Consider the following 20,700-nt stretch of genomic DNA (forward strand, 5'->3'; position numbering starts at 1 on the left):
TCACCCTTTCGCTTGGGAATGCGCCGCCGGGGGCGGAGAAGCCGTTACTCCCCCGGTGCGGGAACGGCGGGCCGGCGGCGGCCCCGGCGGCCTTCGCAGCAAATGCAGCCGGCGGCACAGCCGGTCTGCGAAGACGGCGGCGAGCGTCGCGACCAGCGTCGCCGCCAGCGTCGTTCCGACGATGCCCGCCGGATCGGCGGAGCCGTAGTTCAGGCGGATCGCGATCAGCGTCGCCGGAATGAGCGTGATGCTGGCGGTATTCAGCGCCAGCAGGGTGCACATCGCGGGAGTCGCCGTATCCTTGTCGGGATTCAGCGTTTGCAATTCCTGCATCGCCTTGATGCCCATCGGCGTCGCCGCATTGCCCAAGCCGAGCAGGTTGGCGCTCATATTGGACAGAATATAGCCAATTGCCGGATGCCCTTTCGGCACATCCGGGAACAGAAAGCGGACGACCGGTCCAAGCACCCTGGCGATCGTTCGCAGCAGCCCGGCATCCTCGGCGATCTTCATGATGCCCAGCCAGAACACCAAGACGCTGATCAGCCCGAAGCTGACCGTCACCCCGTTCTTCGCGCCGTCGAACACGGCTCCCGTGAAGGCGTCCATCCGGCCGTTCACTGCAGCAAACACAAAACCGATGATGATCATGCCGAGCCATATCCCGTTAATCATGGGAGACGCCTCCTTCCGCGCCAAGCCGGAACAGGGCACGAAGCGCGCTGACCGCCGCTTGAAGCCATGTGTCCGCCGGGTAGGCCGTGGTTGTCGCATATTTGTCGTCGTACGGCGTAGTGGCAGGCGGGAGCCGGTCGGGTTCATAGACCGGCACCCGTCCGATCGAAACGCCGCCAAGCTTCAGCACGAGCGTCCCCCGAAGCCCGAAATTCTTATCGGCTCCTTCTTTGGTCTCCCGCTTCCCGTTCAGAACCAGCTCCGTGACGATCCGCTCCTCTTCTCCCGGACTAAACGGATACGAGAAATTCAGTCCCGCCACCAGCTCATAGCCCTGAAGCTTCTCTCCCCGCTCGATCATCGTTTTAAGCGGAAACCGGTTAAAGCCGAAATCCAGCAGCGCGGAGTGGTCGTTCCAGTCGTTGCCGTCATTTAGAGTCACGGCGACCAGCTGCTGGCCGCCCCGGGTAGCGGAGCTGACAAGGCAGCGCAGCGCTTTTTTCGTATAGCCGGTCTTTACCCCGTCCGCTCCCTCATACAGGCGAAGCATTTTATTTTTGTTGCTCCATTTGTATTCCCATTTCTCATACGGATTGTCCGCCGTCTTTACCTGCGTCTTCACGATTTCCTTGAATACGGGATTATGCAGAGCGTAGGCTGTCAGTACGGCCAAATCGTTCGCGCTGGAGTAATGCCCTTCGGCGTCAAGCCCATGGGGATTGGCAAAATGGGTATGCTTGAGGCTCAGTTCCTCCGCTTTGGCGTTCATCAAGTGAACAAAGCCTTCCTCCGAACCGCCGACATGCTCCGCGATGGCCGTCGCCGCATCGTTGCCCGAACGCAGCATGAGACCGTACAGCATGTTCTGGAGCGTCATCTCCTCGCCCAGCCTTAGAAACAGGGATGACCCTTCTTTGGCAAAAGCTTTCTTTCCGACCTTGACCTTGCTGTTCAAATCGCCGTATTCAATAGCCACGATTGCGGTCATGATCTTGGTCAGGCTGGCGATCAGCATCGGCTCGTCGCCGTGGCTGCTGTACAAGATCCGTCCGGACTCCACATCAATCAGCGCGGCCGCCTTGGCATGGGTAGATACGCTCCCTTGATCTTGCACCGGCTCAGCCGCCGCAATCGAAGTGAAGAGCAAGAGCAGGCTGCAGCAGACCAGGGCTAGGGAAGATCTGAAATTTACTCTTTTCATGTTCATCCTCCGGCTTCCTATCGGCATTTTGTACAAGTGTATGCGGGCGATGGGAACGGTATGTCCCAAAGGCGCCCTGCCGCAAAAAATAGCCCCGCTAAGCGGAGCCTCGCTGTTGCAACAGCTTCCTTAGCAGGACCATATAAGTTCTTCTCCTTCTCCTCCTACAAAAAAGGGATATCGCAGCTAAGCGATATCCCTATGTGCGCGGCGAAGCCGCACCGGTCTTGTAATCCATTCGTCATCCCCGGAATTCCCGCACATAGCGAGCCTTATGCCGGCTGGCTACACCGTAGCAGATGGCGTAAACGTAACGTCGTTAGCAGGGACGGGAGGCGGAGTGGGCGTATACTGCTGCTGTCCGGCGCCGGTTCCGCCCTGGTTCGGGAACATCGACTGGATTTTGTCGATCAAACCGGGAGTGGCGTCGATAATTTTCTCGAAAATATGGGTTTGGTTGTCCAGCGGCACGATATGCACACCTTCCTTGCTGACGACAAGAAAAGCGATTGGCCGGATGGAGACTCCGCCCCCGCTGCCGCCTCCAAACGGAAGCATCTTCACGCCGTTCTGTCCGGCTGCAGGCTTGTCGTCGTCTTCCACACGGAAGTCGCTGCCGCCGGCGGCAAAACCGAACGCGACTTTACTGATCGGCAGAATGACGCTGCCGTCCTTCGTCTCCACCGGCTCGCCGACGATGGTGTTTACGTCGACCATGCCTTTGATGTTTTCCATCGCGGTCTGCATCAGACCTTGAATGGGGTGGTCACTCATATTGTTATCCTCCTTCGGCTTCTAGGGAATAGATTTCCTTCACGTCGTATATATTCCCCCGAAAGAAGCGTTACTATGTAACCCGCCGGAGTCATGCGGCGCTTTTTTCGCGCCGGCGGGACCGCATCTCGTGGACGATCTCTTTCCACTGCTTGATCCCTTCATCGGCCTGCATAGCCCGGACCAGCAGTCTGAATCCCGCATACATCGCGTAGCCCGCCGATATTCTTCCCTTGCAATCAACCTCAGTGGAGAATTTCACGTTGTCTTCAAATACCGGAACCACAAACAGACGGGGGCTTCGCATCAGCTTCACCCACTGCGAGGTCCAGCCGATGACCGTCCACTTCAATCCCCAGAGCGCTCCGGCCGCCGTGGCCGTTCCCGCCGCATCGCCGAGGGAGAAATTGGTGGACCAGTCCAGCTTCGTAATCTGCACATGGGACAGCGTGTCGGCGGTCCAGCGTTTCAGTCCGCGCGTCGCCTTCAGTGCTTTTTTCCCATATTCAATCCATTCCGAGACATCCTCCTTGTCGATATTCGCCTCCTCCGCCTTCGCCGACTTGACCGGTGCGATTCCGGTCTCTTCCAGCTTGACATGCAGCCCGCGCTTGAATCCCTCGAATACGAGCGCCGGAAGCGTGTAATGATACTTGACAAGTCCGAAAAGGGCGGTGATATCAAGCACGATCCGGTCATCATGCCCTCTTCTGTTCAGACTGAAATGAAAAAAAATGCGGGAAGAGAGCAGCAGTATCGCGGCCGCGAGCAGCAGCCCGGCGCCAATCAACAGCCATAGCTTCACGTGTTAACCTCCAAGCATCCTTGTGTTAGGAACTCCTTGGATTAGTATGGCAATTCTGAACTGGAAAAATTCGCATGACGGCAAATTCATCCTGTGGCAGCAAGCCCTATTACTCTTCCGGCTTAATGAGGCTCTTCCCAATAAAGTTCGCGGATACCGGCCGCTTGCCGATTTCTCTGGCCCAAACCGAAAGCTGACCGAGATGGTGGATTTGATGGGCAATCATATGGCGCATGACTTCACCCCAGGCGTCAACGGCTACACTGCCATCGGGCTGGGGATCGCGGAAGATACGGGTCTCCATACTATCATCCCAGGCGTAAACAAACGTCTCGACCTCCGGACGAAATTCCGCATCCAGCTCCATTCCACATCGACAATATGAAAAAGAGTCCGCAGTATGCTTCCGATGCCGCCTGTCCGTTCACGGAGCAGCTCCTCTTCCGTCAATTCTCCGCACCACTCATACCATTGTTCCCTCACCATCCAGTTATAGCGAAACCAAGCTTCCACCTTGTACCCTCCTGTAAATGAGTTTTTCCCTTCCTATGCAAAAAAATCATAGACTAATTACGTCTATGACTCTTCATCTAACAAACATATTAGGACTGTTCCATTTCATCCATCGTCATTTGGCGCGTATCAAGCTTGTCGAACAGCAGCTGCGTTTCTTCCTCCAGATTGTCTCCGCCGTCCTGCGCGGAGGGCTCCGGCAGTTCTTTCAGGCTGGCCAGCCCGAAAGTCTCCAGAAACGACTTTGTCGTTCCATAAAGAATCGGACGCCCAACAGCTTCCGCGCGGCCGACCTCCTGAATGAGATCCTTGTTGTTCAGCGTCTGGATCGCCCTTTCCGACTTCACCCCGCGGATCTCCTCGATTTCCACCCGCGTAATCGGCTGCCTGTAAGCGACGATGGACAGCGTCTCCAGCGCCGCCTGCGACAGAGACGCGCGGGAAGGCGAATAGGCCAGGCGTTCGAAATAAGGCGCGTGCTCCGGCAGAGTCGCCAGCCGGTAATTGCCGGCAATCTGCACTACCTGAAGACCTCGGCCCTGTGAGGCCAGATCCGCGCGCAGTTCCTCCATAGCCCCTGCGACGTGTTCCGTCCGCTGCTCGGTAATTTCGGCGATTTGCCGCGCGGACAGGCCATCCTCCCCGGCCAGGAACAACAGCCCCTCAATAATCGATTTCAGACGTTTGTAATCCATCGAAGTCTTCCGCTCCTCTCCATTCCATCACGATGTCGTCAAACAATTTCTCCTGATAGCAAAAGATCGCCTTCATCTTCATCAGCTCCAGAATCGCGAGAAAGGTTGCAACGATCTCATACCTTGCCATGCTGTCGTTCAGCAGCGACGAGAAACGCAGCCGGCCGCCTTTCCCGGTTTGCCTGAGCGCCGTGGAAACGTCGCGGATGCGGTCCTTGACGGAGATTTCGTCTCTGGTGATCCGCGCATAGGAGGAACGTCTTGCCGCTTTGCCAAGCGCCTTTCGAAATGCGGCGATCAGATCCGAAGCATGAAGCCCTTTCAGGGTATTGTCGACCTGGGAAGGCACAAAGGGAGCCAAATCGTCTGGTTCCTTCGTAAAAATCAGGCTGCGCTCGCTTTCCATATCCATGAGTTGGGTGGCGATGCTCTTGATTTTGCGGTATTCGATCAGACGCTGCACCAGCTCTGCCCGAGGATCGTAACCATCGTCCTCGTAGTATTCGAAATCGTCGATCTCGATCACGGGCGGCTTGGGCAGCAGCATCTTGCTCTTGATGGAGAGCAGCGTCGCGGCCATTACTAAGAACTCGCTTGTGATTTCCAGTTCAAGCTCCTGCATGTTCCGCAAGTATTCCATGTACTGCTCGGTGATCTCGCTGACCGGAATGTCCTGGATGTCGATTTCCGCTTTGTCGATCAAATGCAGCAATAAATCCAGCGGGCCCTCAAACGTCTCCAGCTTGTACAATACAGTCACGAGGCACCTCCCGCCAACTAGAAACGGTTCCGCCGCCTTTGAACGAACGGCAGCCGTTTCCCGCAAAATATAAGACTATAAGGATAAGCCAACAGCTTATGCCTTTTATATTTCAAAAAAGTAAAGTGCAGCGCCTGAATCAGACGCTACACAAGTCGAAAACTTAAGATTAAATTCAGTTTCTTCGCATTCCTGCTGCCGTACAGACTCTTTCACTATTATTCTATCACAGATGCCAGACATTTGACACGTCAAAGACACGCGTTGTCCGCCGGCTCTGCCTACGGTTAGAACAATTTGGAAATATTGGCCATCTCAATGGCGGATACCGCGGCGTCCCAGCCCTTGTTGCCCGCTTTTGTGCCGCCGCGCTCGATCGCCTGCTCGATGTTCTCCGTCGTCAGCACGCCGAAGATTGTCGGAACGCCGGTCTTAAGATTAATGGCCGCCACTCCTTTGGCTACCTCGTTGCACACGTAATCGTAATGGGTCGTAGAGCCGCGGATGACGGTGCCCAGTGTAACGACGGCGTCATATTTGCCGCTTTCGGCCATCTTTTGCGCAATCAGAGGAATTTCGAACACTCCCGGTACCCAGGCAACTGAAACTTCTTCATCCTTGACGCCGTGACGCTTGAAAGCGTCCAGAGCGCCAGACAGCAGCTTGCTCGTAATAAATTCGTTAAAACGTCCTACTACAATCCCGTATTTCAAACCTTCCGAAACTAAATGTCCTTCAAAAATCTGCGGCATACTCATCAACAACCCTTTCATAAATTAGTCGGTTTTCGTTATAAATTTGGTTTGTGCAAAAAATTCGGCTTACGCTTTCGAGCTTTCGTTCTGCTCAATATCGTCGAACTTCAGCAGATGCCCGAGCTTCAACTGCTTGGTGTGCAAATAATTCGTATTGTCTTCGTTCTCCGGCATCTGGATCGGCACGCGCTCCACAACCTCAAGTCCGTAACCTTCCAGCCCCTTGATCTTGCGCGGATTATTCGTCATCAGCTTGATCCGGCGAACGCCCAAATCCTTCAAGATTTGCGCGCCGATTCCGTAATCGCGCAAATCCGCCGGGAATCCGAGCTCCAGATTCGCATCGACCGTGTCAAGCCCTTGTTCCTGAAGCTTATACGCGCGCAGCTTGTTGATCAGGCCGATGCCCCGGCCCTCCTGGCGCATGTAGAGCAGAACGCCCTTTCCTGCGGCTTCGATCTGGCGGAGCGCGGCTTCGAACTGCGGGCCGCAATCACAGCGGTGGGAATGGAATACATCGCCGGTGAGACATTCCGAATGCACGCGGACCAGCACCGGCTCGTCTCCGGAAATATCCCCTTTGACGAGAGCGACATGCTCTTTTTCATCCACTTCGTTCGTATAGGCAATGGTCTGGAACTCGCCGAAATCGGTGGGCAGGCGGACCGAAACTTCGCGGGTGACCAGCTTTTCCTTTTCATTCCGGTAATGGATCAGGTCCGCGATGCTGATAAGCTTCAGATCGTGCTTCTTCGCAATTTCATGCAGATCGGGCAGACGGGCCATCGTCCCGTCTTCTTTGACGACCTCGCATATTACTGCGGCGGGATAGGCGCCGCACATCCGGGCCAGATCGACGGCGGCTTCCGTGTGGCCGCTTCTACGCAGCACGCCGCCTTTTTTGGCGATCAGCGGGAACATATGGCCAGGTCTGCGGAAATCCGAAGGGCCGGCTTTCGGGTCCATAATCGCCTTGGCGGTCAGCGACCGCTCATAGGCCGAGATGCCGGTTGTCGTATCCTTATGATCGATCGAAACGGTGAACGCCGTGCCGTGAAAGTCGGTATTTTGACTAACCATCGGCTTCAAATCCAACTCCGCCGCCCGCTCCGCCGTAATCGGCAGGCAGACAAGCCCGCGTCCTTCGGTAATCATGAAATTGATCACTTCCGGGGTCGCCCGTTCCGCCAAAGCGATAAAATCGCCTTCGTTCTCGCGGTCTTCATCATCGACAACAATAACGACCTTGCCGCGCATTAAATCGTAGATGGCTTCTTCAATCGGGTCCAAACGAATATCTTCGTTGTGCTGTTGACTCATTTTTTTGACCTCCTGGATTCAAGAAAATCACAATCTTATAAAAAACCGTTCGCCGCCAAAAATTCGCTGCTGATGCGGGAGCCTTCGGCCTCTTCCCCATCCTCGGCATTTTGCGGGGACGAGCCGTACCGGAGCAGATGATCTACGTACTTGCCCAGCACGTCGCATTCGAGATTGACAGTGTCCCCGGCGCGCTTATAGGCAAGCACGGTTTCGCCGAGCGTATGGGGGATAATCGACACCGTGAACGACGAGGACGACGAGGACGCCACCGTCAGGCTGATGCCGTCTATCGTGATCGAGCCTTTCGGAATAATAAACTTGAACAGCGTCTTTCGGCCCGGCGATATCTCAAACACAACCGCGTTCTGATCGCGTTTTACACTTTTGATAGTTCCGATACCGTCGACATGGCCCTGCACGATATGTCCCCCGAATCGTCCGCCGGCCGCCATGGCCCGCTCCAGATTGATCCGGCTGCCCGCCCGCAGTTCCTTAAGAGTGCTGTTGCGGTAAGTCTGCGGCATGACATCGGCGGTAAAGCCGTGGTCGCTTAAGGAAGTCGCCGTGAGACAGACTCCGTTGACCGACACGCTGTCGCCGATTTTGAGATCGTCCATGATGACGGATGCGCCAATATTCAGCACCATTACTTCTCCACCGGACGAAACGCCGCGCAGCACGCCGACTTCTTCAATCAGTCCTGTAAACATCCTGCTTCCACCCTCCTTTTACACAAGCTCGGGAATGCCGCTGATGCACACATTATCTCCGAGAACTTCCACTTCCACACCCCGCAGCGTAACGGCGTCCCTCATAAGCTCCACCCCGTCAAATGCAAACGCGGCCGGCGCCTCTGCGCCTCCTCCGACGATCTTCGGAGCGAAAAAGAGAACCACACGGTCCACAAGCCCCTGCTCCAGCATCGCTCCGTTCAGGATGCCGCCGCCCTCCAGCAGAATGGAGCCAATTTCCAGCTCGCCGAGCCTGGACATCGCGGCAGCCAGATCAACACGCGGCCCCGCGCCGTAGCGCAGCACCTGTACCCCGGCGGCCGTCAGCGCTTCTTCCTTCGCGGCATCGGCGGTTTCCGCCGCAATAATGATCGTCGGCGCCTGCCCGTCGGTGACAACCGACGATTCAAGGGGTGTACGGAGGCCCGAATCGATGATGATCCGCACCGGATTGATGCCCGGCACCTCGGTCCGGGTTGTCAGCGAGGGATTGTCGGCAATGACTGTGCCTACACCGGCCATAATGCCCTGATGTCGATGCCTCAGCGTATGTACGATTCCCCGCGCCGACTCGTTGGAAATCCACTTGCTGTCTCCCGTACGCGTGGCAATTTTGCCGTCCAGCGTGCTGGCGCTTTTCAATGTGACAAAAGGCCGCTTCGTCAAAATGTATTTAATAAACTTCTCATTCAGCCGCAGGGCGCGTTCGCGCAGCAGCCCGACTTCCACTTCGATTCCCGCCCCCCGGAGCATCGCGATTCCGCGTCCGGCCACCTGTGGATTCGGGTCCTCGCAAGCGATAACGACCCTTGCCACGCCTTCGGCAATCAGCCGCTCGCTGCACGGGGGTGTCTTGCCGTAATGGCTGCACGGCTCCAGCGTTACATAAGCGGTGCTTCCCGCCGCCTGCCCGGCCGCCATATTCAGCGCATGCACCTCGGCATGACCCGTCCCCCGCTTTAGATGGGTGCCCAGGCCAATCACTGCGCCGTCCTTAACAACCACGCAGCCGACAACCGGGTTGATTCCGGTCTGTCCTTGGGCCCGCTGAGCCATATCAAGCGCAAGCGACATGTAGAACTCGTCATTCATTACTTCCATGCCTAGCCTCCGATCCTCAACCGCCAGATGCTGATTTAATTAAAAAACCCATCCACTACTCCTTTAAGGAGCCGTGAATGGGCAGTTTGAGAGTGTGAATGCATCCTAAACCATATGCGGACAAGTCCCCGGACTGCAGGTCTTGTGAATTATCGCACATAATATCGGGAGCCATTTCATTAGGCTTGCCCCTAACAGACAAGGGCAAACGGCAACTCTCCTTCTTCCATCCAGACTATACTGTCGGTCCCGGAATCTCACCGGGTCCACCGTCCGCGCGGGAAGCGCGATCCGGGTAGCGGACTTGTCTTCGTGTGCCGCATAATGCGTCATACGAATCATCACCGCCGGTAGGGAATTTCACCCTGCCCTGAAGGATTGTCATATTTATTTGAGAACGTAATAAATACCAATGATTATGACGGTATCTTATCATTTTATCGGATTAAAATCAATCCTTATCAAATCACATATTTAAATTTACTTTATTATTGTAAGCCAAATCACCCAGAATTTCGCTGCACTCCCGAATCTTCTAATAAGATTGCGTCCCTTGCTTTTTCATCACCGGTATCCATATTTCACTTTTAAATGTCGGCGAGGTCACATCTTTACTTTCATTCCACAGCATTTCCGGACCTTCCACTTGCTCATAGTTGGCCGACGGAAACCATTCCGAATAAATGCGTCCCCAAATATTCTGCAGTGTACCGGGGAAAGGGCCTACGGCTTCGAATACCGCCCAAGTTAAGGCGGGAACTTCAAGCTTCGTCAAGCCGGCCGGGCACTCTTCCGTTGACGCTGCTCCAATATAGTGATCCAGCTCCCCTTTTTCTTCCATCCTTCCCTCGGAAAAGTTCACGGATGCGCTAAGCAGCCCCCTGGGTTCCACATTGGAAAGGCTTTTGAGCTGATGGATTGTTTCGCTGTCCAAGCTTTCCCACATCGCGGCAATCTCCGGGTTGACCCCGTCGAAGCGGATCGGGACTCTTTTCTTGATCCCCACTATGCGAAAGGCCTCTTTCTCTTCCATCCGATAGTTCATTTCTTTTCCCCCTTTAACGGTTAACTGGAAGGTCATCGGCGGATAGGATTTAAGCGAATGGCCGTTATTTCTCGCCTCTGATGGTGTAATGCCGTGCAGTTTCTGAAAGGCTCTTGCAAAAGCGTCCGGCGAGCTGTATCCGTATTTGACCGCAATATCTATGACCTTTACGCTGCTTCCTTGAAGCTCAAATGCCGCCAGAGTAAGACGCCTGCGCCGGATATATTCCGAAAGTGTAATGCCGGCAAGGAAGGAAAACATTCTTCTAAAATGAAAATCGGAGCAGCAAGCCGCCCTTGCCGCTTCCTTGAAGTCGATGTCGCCGGCGATATTTTCCTCGATATATCTCAACGCTCCATTCATACTTTTGAGCAAATCCATGGTTATGACCTCCTCTCATTAATAAATTAACTGAAAATGAACAGGTTTATCCGACATTTTGTGCCTGAATTTGCAGGCAAGACTGCCCGCAAGGTAAAGCCTTGTCTCTGCAAGCATGTTCCAAAACCTTTCATCCTTATATTTTAAAAGGCAGACGGCGGAACTCCACCATCTGCCCTGATTTTTGACGCGTTGTGCGGTGTGGAATCAAGCTCCCGACACGGACAATGAGCCGATTTTGAGCGTCGGAGAGGTGCAGCTGCCAACAAACCGCGGGTCATTTCCGATCGTCTCGATCCCGTTCAGCAGCTCGAAAAAGTTGCCGGATACCGTAATCTGGTTTACCGGCCTTACGATTTCACCGTGCTCAACCAAATAACCTATAGCCGCCAGGGAAAAGCTCCCCGAAGTCGCATTCGTTCCGGCATGCAGGCCCTGAAGCTCCACAATCAGAATTCCCCGCTCCGTGCCGCGGATGATTTCCGCAAGTGCGGCCGTTCCGGGTGCGATATACAGATTATGATGCGAAACTTCGACCATGCCTTTGTATCCGCCTTTTGCGGCGTTGCCCGTGTTTGCGGCTCCGGCTTTTCGGGCCGTTTTGCGATTATGCAAGAAAGTAAGCAGTTTGCCGTCCTTGATCAGCTCATGGCGCGCAGTGGCACTGCCTTCCGCATCGAACGATTTGCTTGACGGAACGTTGTCCATCAGCGGATCATCGATGATCGATACATTGCTCCCCGCCACTCGCTCGCCCAGCTTGCCCTTCAGCCGGGAAAATCCTTTATCCACCGACTCCGCGGAGAACACCGATGCAAAGCTTGACAGCAGAGAGGTCGCGGCATCATTCCGGAAAATGACCGGATAATTATCCGACTGTACCGTACTTGCGCCAAGCTTGGAAACGGCCTCCCGGACTCCCGTGAGCGCCACGGCTTCCAGGTCGATATCGTCAAAGCTGCGCAGCGAGAAGTCGAACCAGCCGCCGGTAACCGGCTCCTTCGCTTCCTTGGATTCTTTGGCCAGCACATAAATGCTCGCGGAGGCAGAGCTGTGCTTTCGGTGGCAGTTCAGACCTTTCGTATTGACGATCAGCACTTCACTCTCGCTGACGGAAGCGGCTGAGCGGCGGACCATTTCGATACGATCATCGGCTTCAAGAGCAATTCGTTCCATCGAAAGGGCCGCTTCGATCAATTGGTCGGGGGGTGTCTGAATCAGAGAAGCCGAATAAGTATTCAGTGAATGATACCGCTCGGAACCTGCAAACAATTCTTCAGGCTCCTCGTTCTCCAGCACATCGGCATTGCTTCCCGCTTCGTCAAGCAGATAGTCAATGGATTCATGATCCAGTCTCTCGGTGGATGAATAGCCCATTTTGCCCCCGATGAGGCCACGGAACGACAGTCCGCCGCTCTCGACGATTTTGTACGCATCAATTTCGCCTTTCAGCACCGTTACCGAGATGGAGCGGCCGTTCGCATAGTAAATCTCCATTTCTGTGAACCCTGCTTCCCGGCCTTTGGCAAAAAGGGCTTCCTGAAACTCTTCGATATTCAACGCGCTACTCCCCCTTTCTTCCCCCGACGGTCATTTCCGATATCCGGATCGTGGGCTGTCCGCAGTTAACCGGCAGACTTCCGCTGACTGACCCGCACATGCCTTGTCCATGTTCGAGATTGTTGCCGACCATGTCGATTTTGCTTAAGCAGTCGATCCCCTTGCCGATCAGGGTCGCGCCTTTGACCGGTTCGGCGATTTTACCGTTACGAATAATATAGGCCTCCTGAACTGCAAAGTTGAAATCGCTCGTGGCCGTGTTTACCGATCCACCACCCATGGACTTGGCATAAATGCCGTATTCGGTGTTAGCGATAATCTCCTCCCGGGTCGATGTTCCGTTGCAGATGAACGTGTTGTTCATCCGCGACGCCGGAGCGAATTTGTACGATTGCCGGCGGCCGGAGCCAGTAGAAGGCATACCCATTCTGCGCGAGCCCATAAGGTCGATCAAGTAGCCCTTCAGTATGCCGTTCTCGATCAGAACATTGCGCTGCGTCTTGGCGCCCTCGTCGTCGATATTCAGCGAGCCCCAAGCATTCGCAATCGTGCCGTCGTCCACCGCGGTTACAAGCGGCGAAGCGACCCGCTCGCCGATTTTACCGGCGAAGACTGACGATCCCGGAGCGACTGCGGTCGACTCCAGCCCATGGCCGCAGGCTTCATGGAACAGGACGCCGCCGAACCCGTTGTCGATAATGACGGGAAGCCTTCCGCTGGGCGCGAAGCCCGCCTTCACCATCGTGACGGCAATCCGGGAAGCCGTGCGGGCATGCTCTTCGATGTCCAGACCTTCGAGGAACTCGTGACCGGCATAGGCGCCCGGCCCGCTGAATCCGGATTGCTTCTGGTCGCCATCCTCCGCCACCGCGCTGATCCCCAGCCTCGTGTAGACCCGCGTATCCTGCACCAGCAAGCCTTCGGTATTTGCAATCAGCACATTTTGCAGTTGATTGGTCGAATGGATTTTCGTCTGGGCAATGGTGGAGGCGTATCCTGCCGCCGTACTGTGGGCGCGCCGCATGAGTTCGATTTTGCGCTTCTTCTGCGAGCTGTCCGGCATGATTTCGACGGCATGGCGATTATCGAAGTCCGCCCGCCGAAGATCCATTACCGCGCTCCCGGCTGCACTGCCGCGGATCGCCGCAGCAGCCGAACGGGCCGTGGCGATCAGATTGTGCTCGCTGCTGTCGTTCGTGTAAGCATAGACGGAAAAGTTCCCTTTCAGAATCCGAATGCCTACTCCGTAATCGCGGCCGGAGAGAGAGCTTTCCAAAACTCCGCCCACCATTTCCAGCCTTCCGCTAGTCTTGTCCTCGGCGAATATCTCCGCAAAATCGGCGCTGGTCTCAAGCGCTGCGGTCAACACATTGACGATAAGCCGTTCCTGAAGCATACCATTCCTCCCCGCTATTCAATGATTATACCTTTCCTTACCAGTATAGCTTATTCAGGCCGCCCCATGTCTCCTTCCCTTCGGTTCATGCGGACCGGCTGGCATCCGGCTGTCCCTCCCAATGTCCTCCCGATGTTCTCACTGTGTTCTCCCGTTGATCTGCCACTATCCTTTCGAAGTCCACACGTTGTACTCTCACTTTCCTCCCGCTGTACTCACGCTGTACTCTCACTGTACTCTCACTGTCCTCCCGATGTCCTCCACCGATGTCCTCCCGCGATGTCCTCCACCGATTTCCTCCCGCGATCTTCACCGCTGTTACCCATTGCTGTCCCCCACCGCTCTTGATAAAGTGGAAAATCTCCCTTTTATTCTGCGGCTAAAGAGCATTCAAGCCGGTTAAGACGGAAAAACTCCGTCTTATTTCTGATAAAAGACCAAATTCCGGCGAATCCTTCAAATTAAGCTGGAGTTTTTCCAGTTCGAATGCGAGAAAGCCTGGATTAAATCGAATAAGCTCCGCTTTTTCCGCTTTATTTCCCGCTACCCATGACTTCCATTGCTTCAACCACCAGACGGGGCAGGATTGGCCCAAGCAAACGTGCAAAGAAACTGACCGCTGCTGCTTGCGGGTACACTCTCTCCAGAGGCAGAAAAAGCGCCCGGGAAATAAGTATCCAGGGCGCTTTCCGGCTGAGCCGGCGGTTCATTGTCCGTTCATTTCAAGTTGACTCCCTATTATTCCTGTTTCTTGTTGCGGGTTAACCAGCGGTTCAGGACAATGCCGATCAGGATAAGACCCAAGCCGCCCATATAGATCGGCAGCGAGCTTCCTTCCCCAGTCTTCGGCAGCTGGCCGGAGGCGGGGCTTACGCCCGGATCGGAAGGATTCCCTTTCGGTACGTCATCCTCGTCAATGTCGACCCCGCCTAGCGGAACCTCGTCATCAATCGGCACTTCCGTTGGCGTTACACTCGGCAGCGGCGTAGGCTGCGGTTCGTCCGGGTTCGCCGGCCCCGCCGGGATTTGCTCATCCGGGACGATTACGCCCGGGACACTTGAACCGGTTGGCGTCGATGACGGAACCGGAACGACCACCGGAGGCGTAGTCGGCGTTTCCGACGGCCCCCCCGCGGACGGCGTTGGCGCAGGCGACGCGGATGCCTCTGCCGACGGCGTCACGGATGGCGCCGGTGATGCAGACGCCTCTGCCGATGGCGTAACGGACGGCGTTGGCGTCGGTGACGCGGATGCCTCTGCCGATGGCGTAACGGACGGCGTTGGCGTCGGTGATGCGGACGCCGCTGGTGATGGCGTCACAGACGGCACCGGCGATGCGGACGCCCCTGGCGACGGCGTCACGGACGGCGTCGGTGATGCGGACACCAATGGCGTTGCCGAAGCAAGCACATGGTTGGTTATCGGCAGAATAATGTTCGCGCCTGCCCCGACGCTTATCGGACGCTCGGCGGAATCGAGTACATAGCCGGCGGGAGCCTGGGTCTCAACCAGTATATAGCTTCCGGACAAAATGCCGTTAAATACGGCAATGCCGTCCGCGCCTGTCGTCTGCGTTCCAATTAACAGGCGTTCGCTGCCGTTTAACCGGTACAAGTCAAACGTGGCTCCGGCAAGAAGCTTCAGATTATCGCTGTCATCCAGCTTTTTGACCGTCAGCAGGCTTCGTGTACCGTTGCCCGTTCCCGAGCCGCTCGATACCCCGACAATAATTTCCGTTGAAGTCTCTTTCGTCACTTCCACCACGTTATTGCCGCTGAGCGTTACGGCGTTCGTAACAGTCTCTCCGCTGCGCGCCGCGATTAGCGACTGATATTCCAGAATATAGGCGGACCCGATAGGGTTCTTGAAGCTTAAGACGAACGTCTGCTTGCCATCATTCGTCGTAGTGACGTCCAGTGTATAATCGGTTCCCTTGACCAGCTCGGGGCCTGCCTTGGTTATTGTTCCGCTTGAGGAAACCGTGGTTGGATACAGATGGAACGAATCGGTCAGCAGCAGCTGGTTTGCGCTTCCGACATCGGTAATCTTCGCGTCGCGTATATACGATTGACCGCGGTTGATGTAGACGCTCCAGTTGATTTTGTCGCCGGCTTGCGCCCCGTTCTTGACCACGTATTCTCCGCCGAACGGAATGGTCACCGAACCGGTCAGATCTGCCGATACCGGCTTGTTTTCGTCATAGATGTTTGCTGTGTTATTGATTTTGCCGCTGTTGATCAGCTTTCCATCCAGACTGGTCTTGAACTCGACATAAAACGGATAATTGACCGGCTCCATCAACTTGATCCGCAAAATGCTGTTGCCATTCTCCTGAGTGACCGTATACGTATATTTGACATTTAGATCCCCATTTCTGGAGGTCAGGCCGCTTGGGTACAGATAGAGCTCTTTCAGCTTCACCGAACCGTCAATCAGCGATTGCGGAGCTTGAATCACATCCACGATCTCGGCGCTCTTCAGCGGTTTGCTGTTATAGTTGGCTGCTACATACCAGGAGATGGTCTTGGAAGCGGCATTGTATTCGCCAAATTTAAATCCATTGTTCTTGACTTCGATTCTGGGATTGAACACTCCTTCCGCCGAGGCGGACCCTCCGTCCCAGGTCAAGAAAGCCGTATTATAGAATTTATCCTTCCCGCCTGTAAGTCCGTAATAGTCAAAATGCAGCTTGTAGCTGATCGTATATTTTCCGTTAATCGGCTTTAGGAATTTGACGGTAAATCCTTTGCCCTGCACCACTGGCTTGTCGTACTCCAGGGTATATTCCGAAGCGGGGACCACTGCTCCCGAAGCGCTGCGGACAACCAGTGATTCCGGAATAAAAGTAAGTCCGCTATACGGAAAAGTATCCTTGACGACTACATTGCTCATCGGGTAGCCGTCCTCGTTGACCGTAATTTTCCAGTTTGCGGTTTTGTTGCGGTAATCCGCTCCGGCGGCATCGACCGTTTTATATATAATGACGGGGTAAATATCCTGATTGGATTCCGCTTTATACGTGCCGGAGGTTACAGTGTTAGTAATTCTCTTGGGCGAGAACAGCCTTTCCTTGGACTTGGTCTTGTATTCGATAAAATAAGGGGTCGTCACATCCTGCAAAAACCTGATCTCGAAGCCGGTTTTTCCCGCCGCTGATGCCGGTGTGAGCGTGTAATCCGTCCCTTCTGACAGCTGTGTGCCAACCGTCGCTTTTCCATCGTCATCCACCGTCACATTGTAGACTTTAACCGAGCCTGCGACCAGCTCCTGAGTCTCGTTGAACAAATCTTTCAGCACCGCTGCGGCCTGCGGAATGCTTCCATAGTTATAATTGTAATTAATTCCCCAGGTGATGTTCTGGATTGAAGGCTCGTAATGAATGGCATACTTCTGAAGGCTTGGCGCTCGCTTGACCTCAACAGTTGCCGAGGCCTCAGCTTGAGGCAAATTGTCGCCCGAAAAATATGCTGTATTTTTAAATTTCGTTTTGGCTAAATTAGTAATATCCGTGGAAAAAGCAATGCGATATGCGCCGCTAATCGGCGAATCGGCGAACTTCAGCTTAAGCTTTCCATCCTGCGTATCCAGCGTATAGTTTGAGGGATCGACGAGAACCCCCTGACTTACTGCACCGTCCAGCTGGACATCCAGCTGATACACGGCAACCGTCACCGGATCCAGGGTAAGTCCTTCGGGAATCGGGTCGGTTACGGTCGCGCCGTACACGGATTCCAGCGTTTTGTTCACATCAACGGTCCAATGAATGCTCTGCGCGTTATACCCCTCCGGTGTTCCTTTCTTCTCAATAGTTGACGCGACATCCGGCTTGAAACGCAGCACGACGACCTGGGTATCCCCGTTAATCGGGAACGGAATCTCCTGAACCGTGCTTCCTTTGATAACCTCTTTATCGAACTTGGTGCGGAGGCTTAACGTTCCATGGACATTATCATGATTTTCGATGAAGCTGTTGAATGACATTACGGCAAGGTGGTTATCTTTGTTTACCGTGAAACTTCCCACATCGCCTTCATCCGAAACCAGCGGTCCGCTGATATCATTATACAGCTTGAATTGTTCGGGAATCTGAAATGAAAATGTGTCCCCCGCATGATAGCCGTGCCCGTCCTCTAAAGCCCACGTATAATTCAACGTCACCTCGGAGCCTTGTTCGTAAACATCTCCCGTAACCGTCTGCCCATCCGGGCCGTACACCGCCATCGAAACGCTGGTGATGATGTTCCTGTCATTCTCGATTGCTCCCGCCTTCACTTCGGTTGTAAATCCCAGCCCGTAGCTGTACTCGGCAACCAGTATCAGGATCACGAGCCACAAGGCCAATCTCTTCCTAATCGTTTTCCGCAACGTCATCCTTTGTTCCCCTCTCCCATAGTTCATTTGAAGGTCAGTACCTTGATCATAGATTTATAAAAAGCGGACTGATGCCGAATGTATGATGTTGTCTCCCCCGCATTCTGCCTCCTTGCCAATCAATCTTTTTCTGCGTTTCAACCCTCTTCTGCGCTCGCTTATGTATGTCTCCCGGTCGCTCCCGTCCCCATCTCAAGCTTCGGCCCCACTCTCGCCTATCCATTCCAACTCCTCCAGCCGCCAAAAGATTACGCTCCAAGTCTGATATTCACGCAGATATTCCTAATTTGTATTACCCATTTTTTCATGATCGAAATTGAAATTCAATCATTTTTAAGAGGTATTATTTGGTGCCGAACCGGCTGGCGGACAAAACGCCATTTTCGTTCGCTGTAAGCGATAAAAATAGTCTACTATAAAGAACGAAAAGTGCACAAGAACGTTAAAGAATTAAAACACAGGCTTCAATCCGACAAGGACTTAAAGGCAAGGGATTATCGGCAAAAACGCGCCATTTGCGGCTAATCCAGACAACACTGGGGACGAAGAGAGGTGCTGTATAAAGATAATTTATGACTTCCATAAAACGGAGATTCTTAAATTTTTTTGAAACACAAAAAAGCCCGGCCGCAGGTTCCGAATAACTTGGAACTTACAGACGGGCTTAACGTGAAGAGTTTTCTTACGCTTCGTATACTTCCACGGAAGTCATTTTGTCCCGGCCTTGAAAGGCGTCGACATATTCCATGCCTTTAACCACTTTGCCAAATACCGTATGCAGGCCGTCCAGATGCGGCTGCGGAGCATAGCAGATGTAGAACTGGCTGCCGCCCGTATTGCGTCCGGCATGCGCCATGGCGAGCGTACCGCGCTCATGCTTGTTCGGGTTGATTTCGCAGTTGATCGTATATCCAGGGCCACCGGTGCCGGTTCCGTTCGGACAGCCGCCTTGAGCGACGAAGCCCGGAATGACGCGGTGGAAGACAAGACCGTTATAGAAACCGTCTTTTACCAGTTTCTCAAAGTTGGCTACCGTATTGGGAGCGTCCTGGTCGAACAGGTCCAGCACCACTTCGCCGCCGTTCTCGAGTGTGATTTTCGCTTGCTTTGCCATATATAAATACCCCTTTCTCATTGGACAAAATGTGCAATCCCTTAACAGTTTACTATGAAAGCCTCCCCAAAGCAAAGAGCCATCCATGCACATGATGTGCAGGATGGCTCTCCAGTTCTTCTTTATTTCGTAACCGGCTGTTTCGCGATTCGCGCCGGCACGATGTCATTGGCAATCAGATCGCCATGGCTTTCGCGCTTAACCACAAGATCGCTTTGGCCGTTCTGCACGAATACGACGGCCGGACGGCGGATGCGGTTGTAGTTGCTGGCCATGGAGTAGTTGTAGGCACCTGTGCAGGCTACTGCGAGCAAATCCCCGCTCTCCGCCTTTGGAAGCTCCAGATCCCAAATCAGCATATCGCCGCTTTCGCAGCATTTGCCCGCAATCGCTACGGTCTCTTCCGGCTGTTCGTTGGCCCGGTTGGCAAGCAGGGCCTCGTACTTGGACTCGTACAGCGCCGGGCGCGGATTGTCGGTCATACCGCCGTCGACGGCGACATATTTGCGTACGCCCGGAATCTCCTTGCTCGTGCCAACCGTATAGAGCGTCGTGCCGGCATCACCTATAATGCTGCGGCCCGGCTCCACCCAGATTTCCGGCAGCGCACTGCCGATTCCGGTAAAATGCGTCTTCACCGCATCGGTAATTGCCGCGACGTATTCCGATACTTGCAGGGGCGTATCGCCTTCCACGTAGCGGATGCCGAAGCCTCCGCCGAGATTCACGACGCTGAACTCAATGCCCAGCTCTTCCTTCACCTTGCGGGCGAATCCGGCGACCCGCTCAACTGCAAGCTGGAAGCCTTCCGTTTCGAAAATTTGCGAGCCGATATGCGAATGAACGCCGAGAAGCTGCAAATTGGCTTTACTCGAGGCCAAGCCTACCGCTTCTTGTGCGGAGCCGTTGCCGATGTCGAAACCGAACTTCGAGTCGGTCTGGCCGGTGGCGGCGTAAGCGTGATGGGCATGCGCTTCAACGCCGGGCGTCACGCGCAGCAGGATGCTGACCGTCTTATTCTTATCGGCCGCAATGGCCTGCAGCAGTTCAAGTTCTACCAGATTGTCGACGACAAAGCAGCCGATTCCCGCTTCAAGTGCCATTTCAATCTCATCCGGGGTTTTGTTGTTGCCGTGAAAATGAATGCGCTCAGCCGGGAAACCCGCCTGCAGTGCGGTGTACAGCTCACCGTCGGATACGACATCAAGCGACAGGCCTTCCTCATCGGCCAGGCGGCACATCGCCATTACCGAAAAAGCCTTGCTCGCATAAGCGACCTGAAATCCAAGACCGGAAGCCGCAAAAGCATCCATATATTCGCGGCAGCGGCGGCGAACAAGCTGCTCGTCCACTATATACAGCGGTGTTCCATACTCAGCCTTGAGTTCCGTTACGTCACAACCGCCTATTTCCAAATGTCCGGCATCGTTAATCCGGCTCGTCCCGTGTAAAAACATAATTCGCAATCCTCCGATTTCTGTGGAATATCCATCCCATTCT

16 protein-coding genes, 1 pseudogene and 1 riboswitch are annotated in these 20,700 nt (G+C 54.4%); all 17 genes and pseudogenes read right to left on the bottom strand.

Translation table 11 applies throughout. The annotated features are described in order from the left end of the window. Positions 1-675: a nucleoside recognition domain-containing protein gene (locus tag PUR_RS17045; RefSeq protein ID WP_232101886.1), complete on the bottom strand. Its 675-nt coding sequence runs from the start codon at positions 673-675 to the stop codon at positions 1-3. After that, complete coding sequence (locus PUR_RS17050) at positions 668-1,882, bottom strand: D-alanyl-D-alanine carboxypeptidase family protein (RefSeq protein ID WP_179036278.1); 1,215 nt, start codon at positions 1,880-1,882, stop codon at positions 668-670. The genes PUR_RS17045 and PUR_RS17050 overlap by 8 nt, the downstream gene beginning before the upstream one ends. Before the next feature lie 279 nt (positions 1,883-2,161). Next, positions 2,162-2,650 (bottom strand): GerW family sporulation protein, encoded by a 489-nt coding sequence (gene ytfJ, locus PUR_RS17055; protein ID WP_179036279.1) that lies wholly within the window; start codon positions 2,648-2,650, stop codon positions 2,162-2,164. Positions 2,651-2,741: 91 nt separating this feature from the next. Beyond that, positions 2,742-3,455: a DUF2953 domain-containing protein gene (locus tag PUR_RS17060; RefSeq protein ID WP_179036280.1), complete on the bottom strand. Its 714-nt coding sequence runs from the start codon at positions 3,453-3,455 to the stop codon at positions 2,742-2,744. A gap of 109 nt (positions 3,456-3,564) precedes the next feature. Beyond that, positions 3,565-3,968 (bottom strand): annotated as a pseudogene (locus PUR_RS17065) (DinB family protein). A gap of 89 nt (positions 3,969-4,057) precedes the next feature. Then, the gene (gene scpB / locus PUR_RS17070; RefSeq protein ID WP_179036281.1) at positions 4,058-4,663 is read right to left on the bottom strand and encodes an SMC-Scp complex subunit ScpB; all 606 of its coding nucleotides are present in this window, start codon (positions 4,661-4,663) and stop codon (positions 4,058-4,060) included. After that, positions 4,632-5,423 (bottom strand): segregation and condensation protein A, encoded by a 792-nt coding sequence (locus PUR_RS17075; protein ID WP_179036282.1) that lies wholly within the window; start codon positions 5,421-5,423, stop codon positions 4,632-4,634. The genes scpB and PUR_RS17075 overlap by 32 nt, the downstream gene beginning before the upstream one ends. Positions 5,424-5,710: 287 nt before the next feature. Further along, entirely contained in the window at positions 5,711-6,175 is a 465-nt protein-coding gene (gene ribH, locus PUR_RS17080; protein WP_179037961.1) for a 6,7-dimethyl-8-ribityllumazine synthase, read from the bottom strand. A gap of 69 nt (positions 6,176-6,244) precedes the next feature. Next, a complete protein-coding gene (locus tag PUR_RS17085; RefSeq protein ID WP_179036283.1) occupies positions 6,245-7,498 on the bottom strand; it encodes a bifunctional 3,4-dihydroxy-2-butanone-4-phosphate synthase/GTP cyclohydrolase II in 1,254 nt (417 codons plus the stop codon). A gap of 35 nt (positions 7,499-7,533) precedes the next feature. Beyond that, positions 7,534-8,211, bottom strand: coding sequence for a riboflavin synthase (locus PUR_RS17090; RefSeq protein ID WP_179036284.1), 678 nt, complete (start codon positions 8,209-8,211; stop codon positions 7,534-7,536). Between the two features lie 18 nt (positions 8,212-8,229). Beyond that, the gene (ribD, locus tag PUR_RS17095) at positions 8,230-9,333 is read right to left on the bottom strand and encodes a bifunctional diaminohydroxyphosphoribosylaminopyrimidine deaminase/5-amino-6-(5-phosphoribosylamino)uracil reductase RibD (RefSeq protein ID WP_179036285.1); all 1,104 of its coding nucleotides are present in this window, start codon (positions 9,331-9,333) and stop codon (positions 8,230-8,232) included. Between the two features lie 214 nt (positions 9,334-9,547). After that, positions 9,548-9,715: riboswitch (FMN riboswitch) on the bottom strand. 153 nt (positions 9,716-9,868) lie between these two features. Continuing rightward, positions 9,869-10,759, bottom strand: coding sequence for an AraC family transcriptional regulator (locus tag PUR_RS17100; protein WP_179036286.1), 891 nt, complete (start codon positions 10,757-10,759; stop codon positions 9,869-9,871). Between the two features lie 207 nt (positions 10,760-10,966). Next, entirely contained in the window at positions 10,967-12,319 is a 1,353-nt protein-coding gene (locus PUR_RS17105) for a TldD/PmbA family protein (RefSeq protein WP_179036287.1), read from the bottom strand. A 4-nt stretch (positions 12,320-12,323) separates the two neighbouring features. Continuing rightward, positions 12,324-13,715, bottom strand: coding sequence for a TldD/PmbA family protein (locus PUR_RS17110; RefSeq protein WP_179036288.1), 1,392 nt, complete (start codon positions 13,713-13,715; stop codon positions 12,324-12,326). A gap of 738 nt (positions 13,716-14,453) precedes the next feature. Beyond that, positions 14,454-18,086 (bottom strand): collagen binding domain-containing protein, encoded by a 3,633-nt coding sequence (locus PUR_RS17120; protein ID WP_179036290.1) that lies wholly within the window; start codon positions 18,084-18,086, stop codon positions 14,454-14,456. A gap of 682 nt (positions 18,087-18,768) precedes the next feature. Continuing rightward, a complete protein-coding gene (locus PUR_RS17125; RefSeq protein WP_179036291.1) occupies positions 18,769-19,200 on the bottom strand; it encodes a peptidylprolyl isomerase in 432 nt (143 codons plus the stop codon). Between the two features lie 122 nt (positions 19,201-19,322). Continuing rightward, positions 19,323-20,657 carry a diaminopimelate decarboxylase gene (gene lysA, locus PUR_RS17130; protein ID WP_179036292.1) on the bottom strand — a complete coding sequence of 445 codons (1,335 nt, stop codon included), beginning with the start codon at positions 20,655-20,657 and terminating at the stop codon, positions 19,323-19,325. Positions 20,658-20,700 lie beyond the last annotated feature (43 nt).

The organism is Paenibacillus sp. URB8-2 (genome assembly GCF_013393385.1).
Classification (GTDB): domain Bacteria; phylum Bacillota; class Bacilli; order Paenibacillales; family Paenibacillaceae; genus Paenibacillus_AQ.

Bases quoted from the DNA above. Each gene is read 5' to 3' on its own strand.
- scpB (WP_179036281.1), bottom strand. From the start codon at position 4,663: ATGGATTACAAACGTCTGAAATCGATTATTGAGGGGCTGTTGTTCCTG.
- PUR_RS17120 (WP_179036290.1), bottom strand. From the start codon at position 18,086: ATGACGTTGCGGAAAACGATTAGGAAGAGATTGGCCTTGTGGCTCGTG.
- PUR_RS17050 (WP_179036278.1), bottom strand. From the start codon at position 1,882: ATGAACATGAAAAGAGTAAATTTCAGATCTTCCCTAGCCCTGGTCTGC.
- PUR_RS17100 (WP_179036286.1), bottom strand. From the start codon at position 10,759: ATGGATTTGCTCAAAAGTATGAATGGAGCGTTGAGATATATCGAGGAA.
- PUR_RS17045 (WP_232101886.1), bottom strand. From the start codon at position 675: ATGATTAACGGGATATGGCTCGGCATGATCATCATCGGTTTTGTGTTT.
- PUR_RS17085 (WP_179036283.1), bottom strand. From the start codon at position 7,498: ATGAGTCAACAGCACAACGAAGATATTCGTTTGGACCCGATTGAAGAA.
- PUR_RS17090 (WP_179036284.1), bottom strand. From the start codon at position 8,211: ATGTTTACAGGACTGATTGAAGAAGTCGGCGTGCTGCGCGGCGTTTCG.
- ytfJ (WP_179036279.1), bottom strand. From the start codon at position 2,650: ATGAGTGACCACCCCATTCAAGGTCTGATGCAGACCGCGATGGAAAAC.
- lysA (WP_179036292.1), bottom strand. From the start codon at position 20,657: ATGTTTTTACACGGGACGAGCCGGATTAACGATGCCGGACATTTGGAA.
- PUR_RS17110 (WP_179036288.1), bottom strand. From the start codon at position 13,715: ATGCTTCAGGAACGGCTTATCGTCAATGTGTTGACCGCAGCGCTTGAG.
- PUR_RS17125 (WP_179036291.1), bottom strand. From the start codon at position 19,200: ATGGCAAAGCAAGCGAAAATCACACTCGAGAACGGCGGCGAAGTGGTG.
- ribH (WP_179037961.1), bottom strand. From the start codon at position 6,175: ATGCCGCAGATTTTTGAAGGACATTTAGTTTCGGAAGGTTTGAAATAC.
- ribD (WP_179036285.1), bottom strand. From the start codon at position 9,333: ATGGAAGTAATGAATGACGAGTTCTACATGTCGCTTGCGCTTGATATG.